Raw genomic sequence first — 21,564 nt, 5'->3', positions numbered from 1 at the left:
CCTTACGTCAGACGCTCGCGAGGAGCTCGTTCTTGATCTGAGTTGTTGTCGTTGCCTCTGGCGCTTGCATCGGTGATCGAAGCTCGAAGAAGCGCACGATGAGCCATGCGACCAGGCACATCAGCGAATAGATGACCGCCAGGACGAGGTAGGTTTCGAACTGGAACTGGTTGTAGTCGCGCTCCATGATCAAATGCGCAGTCGCCATGACGTCGGCGGCGCCGATGTACATGACCAGCGCAACGTTATGGATCAGGTAGATGACGGAGTTCCCGTAGCCCGGTAGTGCGAAGTGCACCCCTTGCGGGCCGACGACGCGAGTAATTTTCTGCCGGAACGTATATCCAAGGCTATCGGCCGCATCGTGCTGGCCGCGATCGACGGCAAGATATGCAGGCCGCATGACTTCCGACAGATATCCTCCATGGTAGAGGCTCAACCCCACCATGGCAGCCATCGTCGGCGAAATAAAATCTTTGGCGCCGAACAGGATCACCAACAGCGGAAGCCCATAAAACGCGACGAACAGCTGCAGGACGACAGGAACGCTCCGGGCATAGGACACGTAGAGGTCCACCAGGTGACTGATCAGTGGCACCCTGCGAACACGGAGTGTTGTCGCGATGAGAGCCAGACAGAACCCGGAAATGAGGGCCGTAAACGTGATGGCGAGCGTCAGCGGCAGTGCCGTTAGCAACTCGGGAATCATAGCAGATACATCCACTTTGAAACGCTCCTTCTTGCAATTCAGCCTTGCCGCTGACTAGCGAATATGGCCCTCAACGGCCGTGCTATTTCATGTACTGGACGATGCCCTCGCCGAACCACTTCTGCGAGAGCTTCTCGATCGTGCCGTCGTCTTTCAATTCCTTGAGAACCTTGTTCACATCGTCAGCCAGAACCTTGTTCTCGTCTGATCTGTGGATCAGCATGTAGGTGTTGTTGCTGAACACTGGTTCGGACGCCACGATATCGAGTTTCTTTTGCTCGATGACGGTCTGCTCACCGAGATTGGACGGCAAGACGAGAGCGTCGAACTTGCCGTTCTGAACTTCGTCCAGCCGGTTCGGGTAGGGAATGCCTGCACTCGATGCCGTGACATCGAGCTTGTATTGCGGGTTTTCTTTCTGCCAGTTCATGATGAACTTGTAGGTTCCACCGCCGGCCGTGGTCGGAACGATCCTCTTGCCGACCAGGTCTTTCATTTCCTTGATGCCGCTGTCTTTCTTGCTGTAGATCTTCATCAGGCTGGCGCCCATGGGATTTTCCGGAATGAAGAACTGCTTGGAGCGCTCGGGCGACTTGTAGTAGCCACCCACCGCGATGTCGTACTTGCCCGTGGCGAGGCCAGTTTCCTGCGCGATGTCAGAGACACCTTCCATCTCGAACTTGTATTGCGGCAGCTTTGCGTTGATCGCCCTCAGGAGATCGGGCTCATAGCCTTGCGGCTCGACGCCGATCGCGCCCCATGCCAGCGGCTTGGATTCGGCAGACGTCGCGATCTTGATTGTCCGAACGGTCTGACCATAACTGACTCCTGCGGTTGCAAGGGCTATTGCGATGCCGCCGACGACAGCCAGGGCATGACGACGGGAAAAGCGGGATGTGATTACAGACATTTCTTAGGTTCCCTTGTTGTTGGATTATTGAAAAGCGAGTTCTGACTGCAGGAATTGAGCAAGTCGTGGGCTGGAAGGCGCGTCGAAGATATCAGCCGGGCTGCCATCGGCGGCGACCACGCCACGGTCCATGAAGACGATCCGGTTGGAGATGTTCCTTGCGAATTGCATCTCGTGGGTCACAAGCAGCGAAGTGATCCCTGACGAGGTGACGTCCTTGATCACCTTCAGGACTTCACCGACGAGTTCTGGATCCAGCGATGACGTAGGCTCATCGAAGAGTATCACGTCGGGACGAACTGCCAGGGCGCGCGCAATGCCGGTGCGCTGGAGCTGGCCGCCCGACAGTTGGGAGGGATAGCTGTCTCGCTTCGGGGTGAGGCCGACCCGCTCGAGCTCCCGCAAGGCGATCTCCCGCGCCTCGTCCGCGGACTTGCGCTGCACGACGACCAGTGGATCCATCACGTTCTGCAGGACCGTCATGTTCTTGAAGACGTTGAATTGTTGAAAGACCATCGCCGTTCGCAACCGGATCGCCTGGACAGCGACCTTGTCGGCACGCTGGTAATCCATCCGGATCTGATCGAACGCGATGGTTCCTGACGACGGCTTGGCCAGGTAGTTGATGCATTTCAGCAACGTGGTCTTGCCGGTGCCGCTGGGGCCGATGATCGAAACCACGTCACCCCGCTTTACCGAGAGATTGACGCCGTTCAGAACCTGCGTGCTTCCGTAAGACAGCTTTACATCTTTGAGTTCAAGCATTGCTGGTTGTCCCTTCGGAAAGTGTGAGACGGACTGCTTCGACCGCATGCGACATCATCACCCGCTCTCCGCATGGCCGAGAACGTGCATCAGCCGGTTTGCCCAGCCGAAGATCGATATGGCGTGGATCAGGTCGATAATCTCGCGGTCGTCCATGCCGACTGATCGAAGCGCGGCGATATCGTCTGCCGTCGCTTCCGACGGGGCCGCCGACAGGCGGCGGGCAAAACTGTAGATTGCCGCATCGCGTGGGCCGAGCGCTTCAGGTTTATCGAGATAGAGCGCGGTGACCACTTCGTCGTTCTTGGTCAGCTCTGCATGCCTGCGGGCGTGAACAACGGCGCAGAATTTGCAGCCATTGACGATGGACGCACCTAATGCACCAAGCTCGCGGTCAGGGCGGGCAAGCCCGCCTTCGACATACATGATGGCGTTGAACAAGATGGTGCGGGCAAGGTAGCTCTCAGGGTCATGCGCAAGGGTGCGCACATATTCCGAAACTTTCTTGGCTGATGGCGTGACCTTCATCGCTTCAAGCTGTTCCGGCGTGGCCTCGGATAGCTCGACCGGCGCTATGTACGGATGCCAATTCAATGGCTTCAGGCGCACCGCGGAAATCATGCCGTCCTCAACAATCGCAGGCCGGTTGCCACCCGCGTCTGGAAATTGACGAAGGCGATGAGCTCGGAAAGGGCGACGATCTGAGGATTGTTCAATCCAGCTTGGGCGAGCAGGGCGATGTGGCCCGCTTCCGCCTTTTTCGGTGTCAGCGTAATCAGGTCCACATGACGTGCGATGGTCGCCAATGGCTCTTCCAAATCCGTTTCCCCCTGGGCTAAGGCCAGAAGCTGCTCAGTCGGATCGAGCTGAGCCAGCTGCACATCAAATTCGGCCATCAGGACCGGATCGGCATTCAGAGCGGCCATGCGACGGGCCAGAGCAACCCGCAAATTAGGCGCAAGCCCTTGGTCGTTTGCTGGCTGCAGGACGGAGAGGCGACATTCCTCGGCCCCCAGCACGAATTCAGGCCGAAACCGACGCGCGCTGAAAAGCGCATCGTGCGGTGATAGACCGGCGGCCTTGTCCATTGCGTCGATCACAGCGCGGCCTCCTTCTCCAACAAGGGTGTTGAATCGACCCATTCGTCGCCCAGAAGTTCGGGCGTGTCGTAAGCGATCAGGTTGGCGAAGTGGGTTTCGACATCTTCGGCAAACAGCGATGCGGCAATGCCGCGGACCAAACGGTCGGCACCCGCGCTGACGGCTGGGATATCACCGGAGACCTTGCCGTGCGTCAGCATGGCGGCGTCGTTGAAGCAGTGGATATGCGACAGCATCGGGCAGGAGCCGGGGACGCGCTCACGAAACTCGAAGGCGGGACCTAGGTCCGGTGCATCGGACATGCCTGCACGCGCCGGCCCCATGTCCGGTGTATATCGGCCATCCGACCAGGTGCGGATATGTGGCGCGATGGCTGCAAATTCCGGGCGGCCGTTGAAGTCGTTTGAAAAGCCGGTTGCCGCGATCAGGAAGTCGTAGCGCATCAGCCCCTGGGTGGTTTCGATAAGCAGGCCTCCCGCATCTTCCGTGACCGCGACGATGCCGCAGTCGAGAAAGAACCGGGCATTGGGGTGGCGAGAAACGCGAAGCGTCGATGAACGCGGCGGCGGCGTCTGGGTTGAGGCGGTGTAGTCGAAGAACTTCCACTTCCAGGCATCGGGCAATTGATGCATGCCGAGTACAATACCCGGACTGCCGATTCCGGTCAGCTTGTTGATGCGCGGCATTTCCTTGCGCCGGATCAACATGTCCACAGATCCGGCGCCCGCCTCGAGTGCGGTTGCGGCATTGTCCATGGACGAGGCACCGGCGCCGATGACCGCCACACGCTTACCTTGCAGCGCGTCGAAATCGATCTCGTCCGCAGAATGGGCCCAATAAGCGCGATCGATGCCCCTGAGGAAATCGGGCACGGCAAAACCGCCCAGACCAGAGCGGCCGGTGGCCAGAACGAGATGACGGGTGAGAACCCGGCCGGATTCCGCGCCTTCGATATCGATCGCAATCAGATCACCAACCGGTGCGACGCCGGTCATGCGCACGCCGTTGCGCACAGGCAGAGCAAGAACCTTGCGGTACCAGACCAGGTAATCCATCCACTGGCCCTTGGGGATTTTGTCCAGCGACCGCCAGGCGTCGACGCCCCATTGCGCCGTGAACCAGGCGCGGAACGTCAATTGCGGCAAGCCGAGCGACGGACCGTGCAGGGTCTTCGGCGACCGGAGTGTTTGCATGCGGGCAAACGTTATCCACGGTCCTTCGAGCCCAGCCGGCGCCGCATCATAGGCGACGACATTGGTGATCCCTGCCAGCACCAGCTTTGCCGTGGCAGCAAGTCCGCACATGCCAGCGCCAATGACCACGACATCACGGACCGGGGCGCCCTCATGCATGCGTGTGGGGACCCAGGGCTTGGCGGGCAGCTCGACAAAGTCGAGATCCTGCGCAAGCTGGGCTTCCAACGCGGCAAGGCCCGTCGATGCTGCCGGGGTGGGAGTATGCTTCATATTCCAGTTCCGTTATTTGTGCCCGACGCGGGATCGTTCACCAATTGGCTGGCCAAAGCTGGATCGAGCTTCTTGAAACCGACGATCGACCGTTCAGCCACCGCTTCGACCGCATCCATCAGCGCCTGCGCGACTGGGCGAAGGGGACGTTTTGAGGCAGCCACAACGCCCCAATAAAAGAGAACGGTTACATCGATCGGGCGAATGACGACCCCAGGCAGGGCGACGCCATAGGCCGTGAGGGGATCGATGACGGCCGCGACACCAGTATGGCGCACGATCTGCAACGCGCCGTAGGCAGTATTGGTCCGGATCACCGGGCCGGTGTCGATGCCCCGGGCAGCGAGTGCCTTGGCGACATGCAACTGAAACCGCAGCGGATTGAGCAACGTAGCCACGCGACGACCCGCAAAAGCCGAAAGCGGTATGACATCAAGTTCAGCCAGCGCATCGTCCTCCCGCACGGCAGCAACATCAGGCGCCGAATAGAGCCGTAGGACATCCAGACCGGGCGTATCGAGCGGCAGGCTTGAAAACCCGATCTCGGCACGTCCGCTGCGCACTTCCTGGGCGACGATCGAGGGAAGAAACTGCCCGAGATGCGTCTCGTGCGGAAGCTCGACACCCTTGAGCTCGGCCAGGGCCGCCGGGATCAAGCCGGTGCCGATCGCGGAGGTTGTGACAATCTGCAGGATCCGCCCACGGCCGGCGGCGATCATCTTGGCCCGCGCTGCAAGTTCGGTGAAAGACATCAACAATCGCCGCGCTTCCTCCTCGAATGCGACACCCTCTTCAGACAGCTGCACCCGTCGACCGATCCGATGCAGCAATTCGAAGCCAAGTTCGGCCTCGAGCTCCTGAATGGTGCGTGTCACCGAAGGTTGGGAACGCCCGAGCATGTCAGCCGCCTTGGTGATGCTGCCGCTGGCAGCAACCGCAAGGAAGGTCTGAAGGTCCCGGGTTTCCATGTTCTCCCTACATGCGTAATTCGTATGATTGACATCGTCTCATTCATTTTTGATATATGTCAAGCGGAAACTAATAGTCGTTGCGGCGTTTGCCGGCTCAGAGCCGGAGTCCTGATCGAAACGGCTGATGGCAACCGACGTGACTTCAATTCGGATCCTCCCGATGAAAAAACTTGTAGGCGGGGACGGCAAGGATTCTCGAACCATAAAGCCGGCGACAGGAGGAATGTTATGCGCGTGAGTATTCTGGGCGCTGGAGCAATTGCCTATGGCCTTGCGGCCTATTTGGCACAATCGGGACATACGCCAACACTTTGGTCACCGTCGGGAGACCGCACCAGAACGTTGGCGACTGGCGAATTATTGAAGGCGACGGGGGATATCGAGGCGACGGTGCCGGTGCGTATTGCCAATGATTGTAAAGATGCCATCGATCACGCGGATGTGGTGGTGATCGCGCTTCCCGCTTACGGCCACAAGATGGTGATGGATGCCGCGGTCCCTCACCTGGCAGATGGTATTCCTGTCATCGTCAGTTCGCACAGTTCGTTCGGCGCGCTGTATCTCTCCAAGCGGTTAGCCGAGCGCAAGGTCAGGTTGCCGATCGTCGTTTGGGGCACAACGCTCTTGACCGGCCGCCAGCTCGGACCAACAGAAGTCCAGGTCACTTCCATTCGCCAGAAGCTTGATGTTGCGACGCTGCCTTTCGATGCGCTCGATCAAGGGTACAAGCTTTGCACGGCCTTGTTCGGCGATCGTTTCGTCAAGCGCGATGGTCTGCTGGCAATTGCGCTCAGCAACCTCAATCCGCAGAACCATCTGGGAATTGCCCTTCTCAATCTCACACGAATGGAGAGGGCCGAGCGATGGAGCCAGGGGGGAAATGTCACTCCTGCCGTTGGTCGCTTCATCGAGGCTCTGGATGCCGAACGATTGGCCATAGCTGGCAATTTCGGTATCGCGGTTCGTACCGTCCAGGAACATTTTTCATTGTCGTTCCACGTCCCCATGAGCACCGTTTCGGAAATGAACCTGGAGATGGATCGCCAAGGTCGTGGCGGCTTTGGCCCGACGACTATCGAGAGCCGCTATATTCTCGAGGACGTTCCGTTCGGCCTGTTACCAACCGCAGTCCTGGGGAAGATCAGCGGAAATCCGGCGGTTCTCCATGAATCCGGAATTTCCATATTGTCGGCGGCTTATGGCCGGGATCTCAAGGGAGATAATGATATTCTTCCTGGGCTCGGCATCGAGAACATGACAAAGACGGATCTTGAAGCCCTTTGCCGCAAGGGGTTTTGAGCGCGCTCGCGGCCAATGCGGCGTGATTACGCTTTGAGGAAGCTAGCGCGACGCTCCTGTTACATCATTGCGAGCTGATTCTAACCAACGACATCCGAAGGTCGACTTACTTGACTTGTGAGCGGATAACTTCTATATGATGTGGACACTTTAAGAAGGAGGTATAACCATGGTCCGTCCTGTAGAAACCCCAACCCGTGAAATCAAAAAACTCGACGGCCTGTGGGCATTCAGTCTGGATCGCGAAAACTGTGGAATTGATCAGCGTTGGTGGGAAAGCGCGTTACAAGAAAGCCGGGCAATTGCTGTGCCAGGCAGTTTTAACGATCAGTTCGCCGATGCAGATATTCGTAATTATGCGGGCAACGTCTGGTATCAGCGCGAAGTCTTTATACCGAAAGGTTGGGCAGGCCAGCGTATCGTGCTGCGTTTCGATGCGGTCACTCATTACGGCAAAGTGTGGGTCAATAATCAGGAAGTGATGGAGCATCAGGGCGGCTATACGCCATTTGAAGCCGATGTCACGCCGTATGTTATTGCCGGGAAAAGTGTACGTATCACCGTTTGTGTGAACAACGAACTGAACTGGCAGACTATCCCGCCGGGAATGGTGATTACCGACGAAAACGGCAAGAAAAAGCAGTCTTACTTCCATGATTTCTTTAACTATGCCGGAATCCATCGCAGCGTAATGCTCTACACCACGCCGAACACCTGGGTGGACGATATCACCGTGGTGACGCATGTCGCGCAAGACTGTAACCACGCGTCTGTTGACTGGCAGGTGGTGGCCAATGGTGATGTCAGCGTTGAACTGCGTGATGCGGATCAACAGGTGGTTGCAACTGGACAAGGCACTAGCGGGACTTTGCAAGTGGTGAATCCGCACCTCTGGCAACCGGGTGAAGGTTATCTCTATGAACTGTGCGTCACAGCCAAAAGCCAGACAGAGTGTGATATCTACCCGCTTCGCGTCGGCATCCGGTCAGTGGCAGTGAAGGGCGAACAGTTCCTGATTAACCACAAACCGTTCTACTTTACTGGCTTTGGTCGTCATGAAGATGCGGACTTGCGTGGCAAAGGATTCGATAACGTGCTGATGGTGCACGACCACGCATTAATGGACTGGATTGGGGCCAACTCCTACCGTACCTCGCATTACCCTTACGCTGAAGAGATGCTCGACTGGGCAGATGAACATGGCATCGTGGTGATTGATGAAACTGCTGCTGTCGGCTTTAACCTCTCTTTAGGCATTGGTTTCGAAGCGGGCAACAAGCCGAAAGAACTGTACAGCGAAGAGGCAGTCAACGGGGAAACTCAGCAAGCGCACTTACAGGCGATTAAAGAGCTGATAGCGCGTGACAAAAACCACCCAAGCGTGGTGATGTGGAGTATTGCCAACGAACCGGATACCCGTCCGCAAGGTGCACGGGAATATTTCGCGCCACTGGCGGAAGCAACGCGTAAACTCGACCCGACGCGTCCGATCACCTGCGTCAATGTAATGTTCTGCGACGCTCACACCGATACCATCAGCGATCTCTTTGATGTGCTGTGCCTGAACCGTTATTACGGATGGTATGTCCAAAGCGGCGATTTGGAAACGGCAGAGAAGGTACTGGAAAAAGAACTTCTGGCCTGGCAGGAGAAACTGCATCAGCCGATTATCATCACCGAATACGGCGTGGATACGTTAGCCGGGCTGCACTCAATGTACACCGACATGTGGAGTGAAGAGTATCAGTGTGCATGGCTGGATATGTATCACCGCGTCTTTGATCGCGTCAGCGCCGTCGTCGGTGAACAGGTATGGAATTTCGCCGATTTTGCGACCTCGCAAGGCATATTGCGCGTTGGCGGTAACAAGAAAGGGATCTTCACTCGCGACCGCAAACCGAAGTCGGCGGCTTTTCTGCTGCAAAAACGCTGGACTGGCATGAACTTCGGTGAAAAACCGCAGCAGGGAGGCAAACAATGAGCTCAAGGAGACATGAACGATGAACATCAAAAAGTTTGCAAAACAAGCAACAGTATTAACCTTTACTACCGCACTGCTGGCAGGAGGCGCAACTCAAGCGTTTGCGAAAGAAACGAACCAAAAGCCATATAAGGAAACATACGGCATTTCCCATATTACACGCCATGATATGCTGCAAATCCCTGAACAGCAAAAAAATGAAAAATATCAAGTTCCTGAATTCGATTCGTCCACAATTAAAAATATCTCTTCTGCAAAAGGCCTGGACGTTTGGGACAGCTGGCCATTACAAAACGCTGACGGCACTGTCGCAAACTATCACGGCTACCACATCGTCTTTGCATTAGCCGGAGATCCTAAAAATGCGGATGACACATCGATTTACATGTTCTATCAAAAAGTCGGCGAAACTTCTATTGACAGCTGGAAAAACGCTGGCCGCGTCTTTAAAGACAGCGACAAATTCGATGCAAATGATTCTATCCTAAAAGACCAAACACAAGAATGGTCAGGTTCAGCCACATTTACATCTGACGGAAAAATCCGTTTATTCTACACTGATTTCTCCGGTAAACATTACGGCAAACAAACACTGACAACTGCACAAGTTAACGTATCAGCATCAGACAGCTCTTTGAACATCAACGGTGTAGAGGATTATAAATCAATCTTTGACGGTGACGGAAAAACGTATCAAAATGTACAGCAGTTCATCGATGAAGGCAACTACAGCTCAGGCGACAACCATACGCTGAGAGATCCTCACTACGTAGAAGATAAAGGCCACAAATACTTAGTATTTGAAGCAAACACTGGAACTGAAGATGGCTACCAAGGCGAAGAATCTTTATTTAACAAAGCATACTATGGCAAAAGCACATCATTCTTCCGTCAAGAAAGTCAAAAACTTCTGCAAAGCGATAAAAAACGCACGGCTGAGTTAGCAAACGGCGCTCTCGGTATGATTGAGCTAAACGATGATTACACACTGAAAAAAGTGATGAAACCGCTGATTGCATCTAACACAGTAACAGATGAAATTGAACGCGCGAACGTCTTTAAAATGAACGGCAAATGGTACCTGTTCACTGACTCCCGCGGATCAAAAATGACGATTGACGGCATTACGTCTAACGATATTTACATGCTTGGTTATGTTTCTAATTCTTTAACTGGCCCATACAAGCCGCTGAACAAAACTGGCCTTGTGTTAAAAATGGATCTTGATCCTAACGATGTAACCTTTACTTACTCACACTTCGCTGTACCTCAAGCGAAAGGAAACAATGTCGTGATTACAAGCTATATGACAAACAGAGGATTCTACGCAGACAAACAATCAACGTTTGCGCCAAGCTTCCTGCTGAACATCAAAGGCAAGAAAACATCTGTTGTCAAAGACAGCATCCTTGAACAAGGACAATTAACAGTTAACAAATAAAAACGCAAAAGAAAATGCCGATGGATCCACAGCAAGCGAACCGGAATTGCCAGCTGGGGCGCCCTCTGGTAAGGTTGGGAAGCCCTGCAAAGTAAACTGGATGGCTTTCTTGCCGCCAAGGATCTGATGGCGCAGGGGATCAAGATCTGATCAAGAGACAGGATGAGGATCGTTTCGCATGATTGAACAAGATGGATTGCACGCAGGTTCTCCGGCCGCTTGGGTGGAGAGGCTATTCGGCTATGACTGGGCACAACAGACAATCGGCTGCTCTGATGCCGCCGTGTTCCGGCTGTCAGCGCAGGGGCGCCCGGTTCTTTTTGTCAAGACCGACCTGTCCGGTGCCCTGAATGAACTGCAGGACGAGGCAGCGCGGCTATCGTGGCTGGCCACGACGGGCGTTCCTTGCGCAGCTGTGCTCGACGTTGTCACTGAAGCGGGAAGGGACTGGCTGCTATTGGGCGAAGTGCCGGGGCAGGATCTCCTGTCATCTCACCTTGCTCCTGCCGAGAAAGTATCCATCATGGCTGATGCAATGCGGCGGCTGCATACGCTTGATCCGGCTACCTGCCCATTCGACCACCAAGCGAAACATCGCATCGAGCGAGCACGTACTCGGATGGAAGCCGGTCTTGTCGATCAGGATGATCTGGACGAAGAGCATCAGGGGCTCGCGCCAGCCGAACTGTTCGCCAGGCTCAAGGCGCGCATGCCCGACGGCGAGGATCTCGTCGTGACCCATGGCGATGCCTGCTTGCCGAATATCATGGTGGAAAATGGCCGCTTTTCTGGATTCATCGACTGTGGCCGGCTGGGTGTGGCGGACCGCTATCAGGACATAGCGTTGGCTACCCGTGATATTGCTGAAGAGCTTGGCGGCGAATGGGCTGACCGCTTCCTCGTGCTTTACGGTATCGCCGCTCCCGATTCGCAGCGCATCGCCTTCTATCGCCTTCTTGACGAGTTCTTCTGACCCGGTACCTCAGCGCTAGCGGAGTGTATACTGGCTTACTATGTTGGCACTGATGAGGGTGTCAGTGAAGTGCTTCATGTGGCAGGAGAAAAAAGGCTGCACCGGTGCGTCAGCAGAATATGTGATACAGGATATATTCCGCTTCCTCGCTCACTGACTCGCTACGCTCGGTCGTTCGACTGCGGCGAGCGGAAATGGCTTACGAACGGGGCGGAGATTTCCTGGAAGATGCCAGGAAGATACTTAACAGGGAAGTGAGAGGGCCGCGGCAAAGCCGTTTTTCCATAGGCTCCGCCCCCCTGACAAGCATCACGAAATCTGACGCTCAAATCAGTGGTGGCGAAACCCGACAGGACTATAAAGATACCAGGCGTTTCCCCCTGGCGGCTCCCTCGTGCGCTCTCCTGTTCCTGCCTTTCGGTTTACCGGTGTCATTCCGCTGTTATGGCCGCGTTTGTCTCATTCCACGCCTGACACTCAGTTCCGGGTAGGCAGTTCGCTCCAAGCTGGACTGTATGCACGAACCCCCCGTTCAGTCCGACCGCTGCGCCTTATCCGGTAACTATCGTCTTGAGTCCAACCCGGAAAGACATGCAAAAGCACCACTGGCAGCAGCCACTGGTAATTGATTTAGAGGAGTTAGTCTTGAAGTCATGCGCCGGTTAAGGCTAAACTGAAAGGACAAGTTTTGGTGACTGCGCTCCTCCAAGCCAGTTACCTCGGTTCAAAGAGTTGGTAGCTCAGAGAACCTTCGAAAAACCGCCCTGCAAGGCGGTTTTTTCGTTTTCAGAGCAAGAGATTACGCGCAGACCAAAACGATCTCAAGAAGATCATCTTATTAAGGGGTCTGACGCTCAGTGGAACGAAAACTCACGTTAAGGGATTTTGGTCATGAGATTATCAAAAAGGATCTTCACCTAGATCCTTTTAAATTAAAAATGAAGTTTTAAATCAATCTAAAGTATATATGAGTAAACTTGGTCTGACAGTTACCAATGCTTAATCAGACTAGAGCTTCCATCCGCTTGCCCTCATCTGTTACGCCGGCGGTAGCCGGCCAGCCTCGCAGAGCAGGATTCCCGTTGAGCACCGCCAGGTGCGAATAAGGGACAGTGAAGAAGGAACACCCGCTCGCGGGTGGGCCTACTTCACCTATCCTGCCCGGCTGACGCCGTTGGATACACCAAGGAAAGTCTACACGAACCCTTTGGCAAAATCCTGTATATCGTGCGAATTGTCTAGATTCGCTTCATCGAGGCTCTGGATGCCGAACGATTGGCCATAGCTGGCAATTTCGGTATCGCGGTTCGTACCGTCCAGGAACATTTTTCATTGTCGTTCCACGTCCCCATGAGCACCGTTTCGGAAATGAACCTGGAGATGGATCGCCAAGGTCGTGGCGGCTTTGGCCCGACGACTATCGAGAGCCGCTATATTCTCGAGGACGTTCCGTTCGGCCTGTTACCAACCGCAGTCCTGGGGAAGATCAGCGGAAATCCGGCGGTTCTCCATGAATCCGGAATTTCCATATTGTCGGCGGCTTATGGCCGGGATCTCAAGGGAGATAATGATATTCTTCCTGGGCTCGGCATCGAGAACATGACAAAGACGGATCTTGAAGCCCTTTGCCGCAAGGGGTTTTGAGCGCGCTCGCGGCCAATGCGGCGTGATTACGCTTTGAGGAAGCTAGCGCGACGCTCCTGTTACATCATTGCGAGCTGATTCTAACCAACGACATCCGAAGGGGACCAACACAGGTTGGATATTATCAAACTGTGTTGGTCCGAGTTGGCTATTTCACCTGCTTGATCTCCCCCGGCGCCAAACGGCGCCGGATAAGACGTGCCGTATCGATCACATCATGCGTTTGATGTCGGTGTACGCGCCATTCGTCTTCAGCGTCACGGTGACGTCGGCACCGGTGCGGTTGCGCCAGAACCAACCGTGATTGCCGTCAAAGGCTGCCTCAAGTACGCCCTCGTCCTCTGCAGCACCGCGTCCCTTCTCGTATGAGATGTTTTCGCCGCCGCCGTCACCATGGGTGTCGAAGTTCACCGCCGCGCCATTGGCTGTCCAAGAGTAGTTTGCCTTTGCGCCCTTGGCCATGACGAGCTTGATCTCAGCTCCTTCGCCGGGCTTGAGGGTGACCGACATTTCGTCCGTCCGCAGTTCCTGGGCAGAGGCGGAACCAATCACCAGTTCAGCGAAGACGCGCTCCAGAAGACTCGACTGCTGATCTTGGCCTGGCACTGCGGTCGGCGTGCCGTTTTGCAATTCGCGAAGGCGGTCTTGCTCGGCCTCTTCGGCGAGTTGTGTCTTGATCTCGCCCATCTCGGTGAGCTCGAGCGCTCGCCCAACGCCGGTGGGATCGATGGCGTATTCGGCCGGCAGCACGATGGTCACAAGGATGGCCGCTGCCGCGACAATGGCGATGAGGGTAGATCGGAGGAGCTGCATGGATGTCGGCAGTTCAGCGCGGGTCGGGATGTCTGTGTTGTACATGGGAGAATTCCTTTTTTTGATCTTTACTTGGAGGTTCAGGAGACGACCCAGCCGGTGAGTTGATAGCCGATCAGCACAAACCCGGCGGTCATCATGATGGTGTTGGCGGTGTATGCGTGGCGCCAGAAACTGTCGGTCCGGCGCCAGTAGCCCATGACGATAAGGATAGCAGCGAGCGCCAGAAGCTGACCGACCTCAACGCCGACGTTGAAGGCAAGTAGGTTGGGCACGAGCCCGTCGGGCGAGATGTTGTATTCGATGATCTTCGTCGACAGGCCGAAGCCGTGGAAAAAGCCGAAGATCAGCGTCGCGATCTTGGTGTTCGGCTGGAAGCCGAGCCACCTCTGGAAGGCACCCATATTGTCGAGCGCCTTGTAGACGACCGACAGGCCGATGATCGCGTCGATGATGTAGCTGTTGATGCCAACGTTGAAATAGACGCCAAGCAGCATGGTCGTGGAATGGCCGAGCGCGAACAGGCTCACATAGATGCCAATGTGCTTCATCCGGTAGAGGAAGAAGATCACGCCGAACAGGAACAGGACGTGGTCGTATCCCGTCACCATGTGCTTGGCGCCGAGATAGATGAAGGGCAGCAGATTGATGCCCGTGATCTCCTGGATATAGCCCTTGTCGCCTTCGGCAACGGCATGGGCGAGGGCAGTCCACCCAAGCAATGGGAGGGTCAGGAGAGCAATGAGCACAGGAAGGGCAAACCGCCAGCGCGCGCAAGGCGTGCGTGGCGGACCCTTGTAGAAGGATCCTTGCATGAGAATTCCAATCGTCGTCGTTGAGGATGGCCGCGCGTGCGGCCGCGATCATGCGATGACGATCTGCCTGGGAGGGCGCTCAAGCCGGAAACGGATTTCTAGGTCGGCAAACGAAGGCGGGTAAACCAGCCAGCTCCGGCCTATCGGCGGTGCTGGCTGCGCGAAGCCCGGAAGCGTGCTCGCCGTTTCATGGGTGTGGTCGGCCGGATTGTGGCCGTGGGTATGACCAAAGCTCTGCTCATCGGCTTCGCCATCGTCATGGCTGTGGCCGTGTTTTCCGATCTGTGCTGTCAGCTCTGCGTGACGCGCTGCCTCGGCGGCAGCGAGCGCAATCGGGCTATGCGAGGCCGAACTACCCACTGGGGAGAGCAGCACGCCGAGAGTCATCGCGAACGCGACGATGAGACGAAAGGCTGTGCTAGGGATCCAATTCGGCATGCTTAACGATTATTCTCTAAAATCCTAACGAATGGTGGCATGCACCAGAATCGAGGCCACTTTGAGGCTTGGAATATCCTCTCGGGGGGGATAGCATCAAGGGCATGAATGAGCGTCCCCACGTCCACGAAACCCATCCTGCCATCATCAAGCGGCTGAAGCGCGCCGACGGCCATCTGCGCGGGATCGTCGAGATGATCGAGGCCGGGCGACCGTGCCTCGACATCGCCCAGCAACTTCATGCCGTGGAGAAGGCCATCGCCCAGGCCAAGAAGACGCTGATCCAGGACCACCTCAACCACTGCCTTGAAGACGTCGTCGGACCGCTGGCGCTCGAGCAGCGCCGCTCGATCGACGAGTTCAAGGATATCACCAAGTACCTGTGAGAAGCGCCATGATGGACAAAGTTCGCGATTGGTTCGGGTTCGGCCCGATGACGCAAGGCATGGGCGGCCACGGACATGATCACGGCGAGGGCGGCCATGGCCACACGCATGGCGTCATCGACCCGACGATCGCCACGACGACGCGCGGCATCTGGGCGATTAAATGGTCATTCGTCGTTCTGGCCATCACGGCGGCGCTGCAGTTGGTGGTTGTGTTCCTCTCCGGCAGCGTGGCGCTGCTGGCCGACACGATCCACAATGTCGGCGACGCGGTCACCGCCATCCCATTGTGGGTCGCCTTCATGCTGGCCCGTCGCAAACCGAGCAAGACGTTCACCTACGGGCTGGGTCGCGTCGAAGATCTGGCCGGCATTCTGATTGTCCTCATCATCTTGTTCAGCGCCATCGTTGCCGGCTACGAGGCGATCGACCGGTTGATCAATCCGCAGCCGATCGCATTTCTTGGCTGGGTCGCCATAGCCGGCATTATAGGTTTCTTAGGCAACGAGGCCGTTGCAGTGTTCCGTATCCGGGTCGGCCGCGAGATCAACAGCGCGGCGCTGATCGCCGACGGCTACCATGCGCGCACCGACGGCTTTACCAGTCTGGCGGTTGTGCTGGGTGCTATCGGCGTATGGCTGGGGTTTCCGCTGGCCGATCCGATCATCGGGCTCTTGATCACGGTGGCCATCTTCGCGATCGTCTGGCAGTCTTCGAAGGCAGTCCTCACGCGCATGCTCGACGGTGTCGAGCCCGGCATCGTCGATGAAATCCATCATGCCGCCGAGCATGTGTCCGGTATCGAACGTGTCCAAAGCGTGCAGGCGCGCTGGATCGGCCATCGCCTGCATGCCGACGTCGCCATCAGTGTCGCCGACGCGGCGACGGCCAAGGACGTGATGGGCGTCACCGAAGCCCTCAAGGAGGAACTGTTCGCCCACTTGCCGGCGTTGGCTGAAGCGAATGTTCGTCTGGAGAGTTCGGCCGGGTCTGCCGCGACGGGCACGGAACCCTCTCACTCACATGGTCATCATGCGCCGGAGCCCTTCAAGGTCGACTGCGATCTGGCTGCCGGGACATTGGAAATCGTCGACACGCCGGCTGGCGAGCGGATGCGGCTGACCATCGACCGGCATGCCGACGATCTGATGGCAACGGTGATCATCGATAGGCCTGGCGGGCCGGAGACGCTTCGCCTCGAACCCATCGCCGACAACCATCATCGCCTTGAGAGCACCGTGGCTCCTGCTGAGCCGCATGAGTTCCAGGCGAGGCTGGTCTTGGCCGCGAAGGGTCGCGAGCAGGTGCTGCCGTTCAAAATGGTCGAGCCGGAAGGCCACCATCACTGAGATCAGGCCCGCCATTCAATCGCCACGGATCAACGACCCATCGCTCCTCCAAGAAGACAGACATATGCTGCAAGTCCTTGCCAATCGCACTTATCGCCATCTTTTCCTGGCCCAGGTCATCGCCCTGATTGGCACTGGCCTTGCCACCGTGGCGCTCGGGCTGCTTGCCTATGACCTTGCCGGCGCCGATGCCGGCGCGGTGCTCGGCACGGCGCTTGCCATCAAGATGATCGCCTATGTCGGCGTGGCGCCCGTTGCCGCCGCGTTCGCCGAGCGCCTACCACGCCGTACCATGCTGGTTTCGCTCGACCTCATCAGGGCAGGGGTTGCCGTATTCCTGCCCTTCGTCACCGAAGTCTGGCAGATATATCTTCTCATCTTCATCCTGCAGTCGGCGTCAGCCGGCTTCACCCCGACCTTCCAGGCTTCGATCCCTGACGTGCTGCCCGAAGAGAAGGACTACACACGGGCCTTGTCGCTCTCGCGACTGGCCTACGACCTGGAAAGCGTCGTCAGCCCCCTCCTCGCGGCGGCGCTGCTTTCGGTCATAAGCTTCCATAGCCTGTTCGCCGGCACGGTTGTCGGGTTCCTGGCGTCAGCGGCGCTGGTCGTCTCCGTGGTGCTGCCCAGCCCGCAGCCCTCCGAGCCGCGCGGCATCTATGAACGCACGACGGGCGGGATCCGCATCTATCTGACGACGCCGCGTTTGCGCGGTTTGCTGGCCCTTAATCTTGCCGTCGCGGCGGCCAGCGCCATGGTGATCGTCAACACGGTGGTCCTGGTGCAGGCAAAATTCGACCTCTCCCAGAGCGACACGGCATTTGCCCTTGCCGCCTTCGGGGGCGGCTCGATGATCGCGGCGCTGGTCCTGCCGCGGCTGCTGGACGGCATCCCGGATCGGGTTGCGATGTTGTCAGGCGCCGGCCTGCTGGTTGCCGGCTTGTTCGCAGGGCCGTTTGCCATCAGCTATCAGCTGCTCTTGCCGCTCTGGTTCGTGCTCGGGCTCGGCTATTCGCTGGCGCAGACCCCGTCTGGGCGGCTGATCAAGCGCTCGGCCGATCCCGTCGACCGGCCGGCATTGTTTGCCGCGCAATTCGCGCTTTCGCACGCCTGCTGGCTCATCACCTATCCGATCGCCGGACTCGTCGGCGCGGCGATGGGCCTGCCCTTCACCTTTATCCTGCTTGGCGTCATTGGCGCCGCGGCACTCTTTGCCGCGATGTGGTTGTGGCCGCGTCACGATCCCGACGTTCTCAGCCACGCCCATGACGATCTGTCTGACGGGCATTCGCACCTCGAGGACGCCGTCTGGACCGAAGCAGGCTTCGAGCATGCGCATGGTTATGTCGTTAACGATAGGCACCCAAAATGGCCGAAAGCGAGCTGAGCGGCCCCAATGCTGGGAGATGTTGGTGCCTTCGGCGCGCTGTTCCTCACCGCGTTCGCCGCAGCGACAATTCTGCCGCTGCAGTCAGAGGCGGTGCTGGCCGGCCTGCTGCTGACCGGAAGCCAGTCACCGGCGGCGCTGATCCTGGTCGCGACGATCGGCAACGTGCTTGGTTCGGTTGTCAACTGGCTGCTCGGCCGCTGCATCGACCGCTTTCGCGACCGCAAATGGTTTCCGGTCAAGCCCACTGCGCTCGATCGCGCCGCGGCGCGCTACCGCCGTTGCGGACGATGGAGCCTGTTGCTGAGCTGGGTTCCCGTCATCGGCGATCCGCTGACGATGATGGCCGGTGTTCTGCGCGAGCCGCTCTGGAGCTTCGTTGCGATCGTCACGATGGCGAAAGCCGGCCGCTATCTCGCGCTCTCGGCGGCGGCGCTGAACTGGCTGTAGGCCGCAACCGCGACCAAGTGGGTCGCTGGGGTAAAACTCTCAAACGGTTTTCCGACTTTATGTCTTATGTCTATACAAATTAGCAAGCGTGCACATGATCGTTGCCAATCAAACAAAAAGGGGAACTAACATGATGACTCTCGACCGCCGCAATTTCCTGGCCTCCACAGCCGGCCTGGCCTTCATTGCCGCGTTTCCACGCGCCGCGTACTCGGAGGGGCATGAAACGTTGAAGGTCGCCATTGCCGCCGAAACCGGCGATCTCGACCTGCTGCAAAACGTCTCCACGCTGAGTTCCTACACGGTCGTGTTCGACGCCCTCATACACTATGGCCAGGACGGCGCGCTCGAGCCCGGGCTCGCCACCAAGTGGGCTGTCGCCGGCGACCAGCTTTCGATCGCCTTCGACCTGCGCGAAGGTGTTGCCTTCAGTGACGGCACGCCCTTCGATTCGACCGCCGCGGAATGGAATCTCAAACGCTGGCTGGGCGTCGCGGATTTCTCATGGATCGGTGTGTCCGACGCATTCGACAGCATCGTCACCGATGGACCCAGCAAGTTGACGATCAAGCTAAAGCGTCCGGTGCCCGCCGCCTTGCTGGAGCTCACCATAGTGCGTCCGGTGCGCTTCCTGTCGCCGAAGGCGGTCGACGCCGGCGGCAAGCAGACCGCTCCGGTCGGCACCGGACCGTGGATCGTCGAAAGCTACAATTCCTCCGGCACCGTGCTGGTGCGCAACGACAAATACTGGGGCGAGAAGCCACTGTTTGCTCGCATGGAACTGAAGGTGGTTCCCGACGAACTCGCCCGCGCCAACGCGCTGCGTTCCGGCGACCTCGACGTGATCGGCGGCGACTGGGTGGCGACGCTGTCGCCGCGCCGCGCCCGCGCGCTTGAAAAGGACGGCATGAAAGTGGTGGCCGAGGCCGGCACCGCAACCATGCTGCTCGGTTATTCGCCGAAGGCCAAGATGATGGCCGACAAGGCCGTGCGCGAGGCCATCTATGTCTCGGTCGACCGCGCCGCGATCGCCAAGGTGTTGTTCGAAGGCTACGCAGATCCGGCGGCGGATCTCTTTCCGACCAACGTGCCTTCCTCGGGCAAGCGGCATAACGTGCCGGTACGCGACGTCGCCGCGGCCAGGAAAATCCTTGCCGATGGCGGTTGGAGCGAAAGCGGAGGCGCCTGGAGCAAGGAGGGCGCGCCGCTGGCGATCGATTTCCTCGTATCGGAGGAATCGCTGCCGGGTTCGCGCCGCATCGCCGAGATGATCCAGGGTCAGCTGTCCGAGGTCGGCTTCCAGGTTCAGGTCTCGTCAGTCGACAACGCCACCATGCACGACCGTCGCCCGGCGTTCGAATATGATCTTGCCTTCTTCACCACCTATGGCGCGCCCTATGATCCGCACGGCACGCTCGGCAACGCGTTCGTATCCACCGCCGACAGCGGGCCGGACGGCAAGATCTATGTTTCCCCGGAGCTTGATGGCGTGGTCAAGGCCGCGCTCGAAGCGAGCGGCGACGAACGCGAAGCCAAGATGCAGGCGCTCTACGACTGGCTGCACGACAACCGGGCGATCTGCCCGCTCGTTGTCAGCCAGCGGCTGTGGGCGCACAATCCTCGCGTCGAGAACTTCGCGCTTCCCGCGACGGACTACGACCTGCCGTTCAAGGCGATCACGCTGAAGGCCTGAACGCCTCGAATCTCCTGGGGGAGTTCCGATGAGACGCACGATTCTGCGAAGGATGTTGCTTGCCTGTCTGCTTGTCGTGGCGGCATCGGCATTGACCTTTACCCTGGTTGCCGCGGCGCCGGGCAACGTCGCCGCGCTCATGGCCGAGCGTGCGGCAGGCCCGGGCGCGGATGCCGAAATGATCAAGAAGATCGGCGAGGACCTCGGGCTCTATGATCCGCTGCCGGTCCGCTACGGCCGATGGCTTTTCAGCGCTATCACCGGCGATCTCGGCGTCTCGCTGCGCACCGGCAAGCCGATCGCGCAGGAATTCGCCGCCAGAATCCCGATGACGGCGGCGCTGCTTGCGGGCGGCGGCATTCTCGCCTTTTTCCTGTCGCTGGCGCTCGGCGTTGCCGGTGCGGTCAGCAATGGTGGCGCGTTGGACCGGTTCCTCCACGCCTTCTCGCTGGTCGGCGCCTCGACGCCGAACTTCTTCGTGGCGGCGCTGCTGGTCATCGTCTTTTCGGTGATGCTGGGCTGGCTGCCCACCTTCGGCGTCGGCGGCTTCACCTCGTGGCTCTTGCCGTGGGTGACAATCGCCCTGTTTCCGGCATCGGTGCTGAGCCGCGTCGTCCGCGTCAACCTCCAGGAGGCCATGTCGCGACCCTTCGCCACGACGGGCTTCGCGAAGGGCTACACGAGGACACAGGTGCTGATGCGCGAGGCTCTGCCCAACATCGCCATCCCGTTCCTGACCACCTTCGGCGCCCAGTTCACGCTGATGATCATCGGTTCGATCGTGGTTGAAACGGTGTTTGCGCTGCGCGGCGTCGGCGCCTTCTTTATCGATGCAATCCGCTTCCGCGACTTCGTCGGCATGCAGTCGGTTCTGTTGCTGTTCGTGGTGTTCTTCGTTGTCGTCAACCTGATGGTTGACGTGATCTGCATGTTTGTCGACCCGCGCATGCGTAGGGCGAGAGGAGCTTGATCCG

Annotated in this window: 21 protein-coding genes; 11 read left to right on the top strand and 10 right to left on the bottom strand. The window is 58.0% G+C overall.

Features of this window, described 5'->3' with window-relative positions; translation table 11 throughout:
- Positions 1-7: 7 nt before the first annotated feature.
- The 7 genes from ACYG9V_RS28355 to ACYG9V_RS28325 all read right to left on the bottom strand — a co-directional run bounded on the left by ACYG9V_RS28355 (position 8) and on the right by ACYG9V_RS28325 (position 5,918).
- Positions 8-724 (bottom strand): amino acid ABC transporter permease, encoded by a 717-nt coding sequence (locus tag ACYG9V_RS28355; protein ID WP_023669866.1) that lies wholly within the window; start codon positions 722-724, stop codon positions 8-10.
- A 67-nt stretch (positions 725-791) separates the two neighbouring features.
- On the bottom strand, positions 792-1,619 hold the full coding sequence (locus ACYG9V_RS28350) for a transporter substrate-binding domain-containing protein (RefSeq protein ID WP_023669867.1): 828 nt from the start codon (positions 1,617-1,619) through the stop codon (positions 792-794).
- Between the two features lie 24 nt (positions 1,620-1,643).
- On the bottom strand, positions 1,644-2,384 hold the full coding sequence (locus ACYG9V_RS28345; protein ID WP_023669868.1) for an amino acid ABC transporter ATP-binding protein: 741 nt from the start codon (positions 2,382-2,384) through the stop codon (positions 1,644-1,646).
- A 57-nt stretch (positions 2,385-2,441) separates the two neighbouring features.
- Positions 2,442-3,005 (bottom strand): peroxidase-related enzyme, encoded by a 564-nt coding sequence (locus ACYG9V_RS28340; RefSeq protein ID WP_023669869.1) that lies wholly within the window; start codon positions 3,003-3,005, stop codon positions 2,442-2,444.
- Complete coding sequence (locus ACYG9V_RS28335) at positions 3,002-3,484, bottom strand: CMD domain-containing protein (protein ID WP_023669870.1); 483 nt, start codon at positions 3,482-3,484, stop codon at positions 3,002-3,004. Before ACYG9V_RS28335 ends, ACYG9V_RS28340 begins: the two co-directional genes overlap by 4 nt.
- Positions 3,481-4,950, bottom strand: a complete 1,470-nt coding sequence (locus ACYG9V_RS28330) for an NAD(P)-binding domain-containing protein (protein ID WP_023804775.1) — start codon at positions 4,948-4,950, stop codon at positions 3,481-3,483. Before ACYG9V_RS28330 ends, ACYG9V_RS28335 begins: the two co-directional genes overlap by 4 nt.
- Positions 4,947-5,918, bottom strand: a complete 972-nt coding sequence (locus ACYG9V_RS28325) for a LysR family transcriptional regulator (protein ID WP_023669872.1) — start codon at positions 5,916-5,918, stop codon at positions 4,947-4,949. Before ACYG9V_RS28325 ends, ACYG9V_RS28330 begins: the two co-directional genes overlap by 4 nt.
- Positions 5,919-6,149: 231 nt before the next feature.
- Here ACYG9V_RS28325 and ACYG9V_RS28320 point away from each other — a divergent pair, with 231 nt between their 5' ends.
- From ACYG9V_RS28320 to ACYG9V_RS28300, 5 genes are all read left to right on the top strand, one after another.
- Positions 6,150-7,220: an NAD/NADP octopine/nopaline dehydrogenase family protein gene (locus ACYG9V_RS28320; RefSeq protein ID WP_031197587.1), complete on the top strand. Its 1,071-nt coding sequence runs from the start codon at positions 6,150-6,152 to the stop codon at positions 7,218-7,220.
- Positions 7,221-7,389: 169 nt separating this feature from the next.
- Positions 7,390-9,201, top strand: coding sequence for a beta-glucuronidase (gene uidA, locus ACYG9V_RS28315; RefSeq protein WP_257825605.1), 1,812 nt, complete (start codon positions 7,390-7,392; stop codon positions 9,199-9,201).
- Positions 9,202-9,220: 19 nt separating this feature from the next.
- The gene (gene sacB / locus ACYG9V_RS28310; protein WP_001022105.1) at positions 9,221-10,642 is read left to right on the top strand and encodes a levansucrase; all 1,422 of its coding nucleotides are present in this window, start codon (positions 9,221-9,223) and stop codon (positions 10,640-10,642) included.
- Between the two features lie 178 nt (positions 10,643-10,820).
- Entirely contained in the window at positions 10,821-11,615 is a 795-nt protein-coding gene (locus ACYG9V_RS28305; protein ID WP_000572405.1) for an aminoglycoside O-phosphotransferase APH(3')-IIa, read from the top strand.
- Positions 11,616-12,857: 1,242 nt separating this feature from the next.
- The gene (locus tag ACYG9V_RS28300; protein WP_460221628.1) at positions 12,858-13,259 is read left to right on the top strand and encodes an NAD/NADP octopine/nopaline dehydrogenase family protein; all 402 of its coding nucleotides are present in this window, start codon (positions 12,858-12,860) and stop codon (positions 13,257-13,259) included.
- A 210-nt stretch (positions 13,260-13,469) separates the two neighbouring features.
- On the opposite strand, the gene ACYG9V_RS28295 is transcribed toward ACYG9V_RS28300, so the two are convergent.
- The 3 genes from ACYG9V_RS28295 to ACYG9V_RS28285 are packed head-to-tail and all read right to left on the bottom strand — an operon-like array spanning position 13,470 to position 15,325.
- Positions 13,470-14,117 carry a hypothetical protein gene (locus ACYG9V_RS28295; RefSeq protein ID WP_023669873.1) on the bottom strand — a complete coding sequence of 216 codons (648 nt, stop codon included), beginning with the start codon at positions 14,115-14,117 and terminating at the stop codon, positions 13,470-13,472.
- Between the two features lie 35 nt (positions 14,118-14,152).
- Entirely contained in the window at positions 14,153-14,887 is a 735-nt protein-coding gene (locus tag ACYG9V_RS28290) for a HupE/UreJ family protein (protein ID WP_023713974.1), read from the bottom strand.
- Between the two features lie 48 nt (positions 14,888-14,935).
- The gene (locus ACYG9V_RS28285; RefSeq protein WP_023696825.1) at positions 14,936-15,325 is read right to left on the bottom strand and encodes a hypothetical protein; all 390 of its coding nucleotides are present in this window, start codon (positions 15,323-15,325) and stop codon (positions 14,936-14,938) included.
- Between the two features lie 104 nt (positions 15,326-15,429).
- Here ACYG9V_RS28285 and ACYG9V_RS28280 point away from each other — a divergent pair, with 104 nt between their 5' ends.
- The 6 genes from ACYG9V_RS28280 to ACYG9V_RS28255 all read left to right on the top strand — a co-directional run bounded on the left by ACYG9V_RS28280 (position 15,430) and on the right by ACYG9V_RS28255 (position 21,560).
- Positions 15,430-15,711, top strand: a complete 282-nt coding sequence (locus ACYG9V_RS28280) for a metal-sensing transcriptional repressor (protein ID WP_023669876.1) — start codon at positions 15,430-15,432, stop codon at positions 15,709-15,711.
- 8 nt (positions 15,712-15,719) lie between these two features.
- Positions 15,720-17,060: a cation diffusion facilitator family transporter gene (locus ACYG9V_RS28275; RefSeq protein ID WP_023713973.1), complete on the top strand. Its 1,341-nt coding sequence runs from the start codon at positions 15,720-15,722 to the stop codon at positions 17,058-17,060.
- A gap of 64 nt (positions 17,061-17,124) precedes the next feature.
- The gene (locus tag ACYG9V_RS28270; RefSeq protein ID WP_023804776.1) at positions 17,125-18,447 is read left to right on the top strand and encodes an MFS transporter; all 1,323 of its coding nucleotides are present in this window, start codon (positions 17,125-17,127) and stop codon (positions 18,445-18,447) included.
- A 9-nt stretch (positions 18,448-18,456) separates the two neighbouring features.
- On the top strand, positions 18,457-18,897 hold the full coding sequence (locus ACYG9V_RS28265) for a YqaA family protein (protein ID WP_031197584.1): 441 nt from the start codon (positions 18,457-18,459) through the stop codon (positions 18,895-18,897).
- Positions 18,898-19,027: 130 nt separating this feature from the next.
- Positions 19,028-20,590 carry an ABC transporter substrate-binding protein gene (locus ACYG9V_RS28260; RefSeq protein ID WP_460222049.1) on the top strand — a complete coding sequence of 521 codons (1,563 nt, stop codon included), beginning with the start codon at positions 19,028-19,030 and terminating at the stop codon, positions 20,588-20,590.
- A gap of 28 nt (positions 20,591-20,618) precedes the next feature.
- On the top strand, positions 20,619-21,560 hold the full coding sequence (locus tag ACYG9V_RS28255; protein WP_023669881.1) for an ABC transporter permease: 942 nt from the start codon (positions 20,619-20,621) through the stop codon (positions 21,558-21,560).
- The last annotated feature ends 4 nt before the right edge of the window (positions 21,561-21,564 follow it).

The organism is Mesorhizobium sp. W016, from assembly GCF_054719485.1.
This window is presented reverse-complemented; position numbering and strand designations above follow the sequence as displayed.

What these genes read in the sequence shown, in the direction of transcription:
- ACYG9V_RS28270 (WP_023804776.1), top strand. Translation starts at nt 17,125, where the DNA reads ATGCTGCAAGTCCTTGCCAATCGCACTTATCGCCATCTTTTCCTGGCC.
- ACYG9V_RS28325 (WP_023669872.1), bottom strand. Translation starts at nt 5,918, where the DNA reads ATGGAAACCCGGGACCTTCAGACCTTCCTTGCGGTTGCTGCCAGCGGC.
- ACYG9V_RS28305 (WP_000572405.1), top strand. Translation starts at nt 10,821, where the DNA reads ATGATTGAACAAGATGGATTGCACGCAGGTTCTCCGGCCGCTTGGGTG.
- ACYG9V_RS28260 (WP_460222049.1), top strand. Translation starts at nt 19,028, where the DNA reads ATGATGACTCTCGACCGCCGCAATTTCCTGGCCTCCACAGCCGGCCTG.
- ACYG9V_RS28275 (WP_023713973.1), top strand. Translation starts at nt 15,720, where the DNA reads ATGATGGACAAAGTTCGCGATTGGTTCGGGTTCGGCCCGATGACGCAA.
- ACYG9V_RS28280 (WP_023669876.1), top strand. Translation starts at nt 15,430, where the DNA reads ATGAATGAGCGTCCCCACGTCCACGAAACCCATCCTGCCATCATCAAG.
- ACYG9V_RS28290 (WP_023713974.1), bottom strand. Translation starts at nt 14,887, where the DNA reads ATGCAAGGATCCTTCTACAAGGGTCCGCCACGCACGCCTTGCGCGCGC.
- ACYG9V_RS28350 (WP_023669867.1), bottom strand. Translation starts at nt 1,619, where the DNA reads ATGTCTGTAATCACATCCCGCTTTTCCCGTCGTCATGCCCTGGCTGTC.
- ACYG9V_RS28285 (WP_023696825.1), bottom strand. Translation starts at nt 15,325, where the DNA reads ATGCCGAATTGGATCCCTAGCACAGCCTTTCGTCTCATCGTCGCGTTC.
- ACYG9V_RS28340 (WP_023669869.1), bottom strand. Translation starts at nt 3,005, where the DNA reads ATGATTTCCGCGGTGCGCCTGAAGCCATTGAATTGGCATCCGTACATA.
- ACYG9V_RS28265 (WP_031197584.1), top strand. Translation starts at nt 18,457, where the DNA reads ATGCTGGGAGATGTTGGTGCCTTCGGCGCGCTGTTCCTCACCGCGTTC.
- ACYG9V_RS28255 (WP_023669881.1), top strand. Translation starts at nt 20,619, where the DNA reads ATGAGACGCACGATTCTGCGAAGGATGTTGCTTGCCTGTCTGCTTGTC.
- ACYG9V_RS28320 (WP_031197587.1), top strand. Translation starts at nt 6,150, where the DNA reads ATGCGCGTGAGTATTCTGGGCGCTGGAGCAATTGCCTATGGCCTTGCG.
- sacB (WP_001022105.1), top strand. Translation starts at nt 9,221, where the DNA reads ATGAACATCAAAAAGTTTGCAAAACAAGCAACAGTATTAACCTTTACT.
- ACYG9V_RS28295 (WP_023669873.1), bottom strand. Translation starts at nt 14,117, where the DNA reads ATGTACAACACAGACATCCCGACCCGCGCTGAACTGCCGACATCCATG.
- uidA (WP_257825605.1), top strand. Translation starts at nt 7,390, where the DNA reads ATGGTCCGTCCTGTAGAAACCCCAACCCGTGAAATCAAAAAACTCGAC.
- ACYG9V_RS28345 (WP_023669868.1), bottom strand. Translation starts at nt 2,384, where the DNA reads ATGCTTGAACTCAAAGATGTAAAGCTGTCTTACGGAAGCACGCAGGTT.
- ACYG9V_RS28330 (WP_023804775.1), bottom strand. Translation starts at nt 4,950, where the DNA reads ATGAAGCATACTCCCACCCCGGCAGCATCGACGGGCCTTGCCGCGTTG.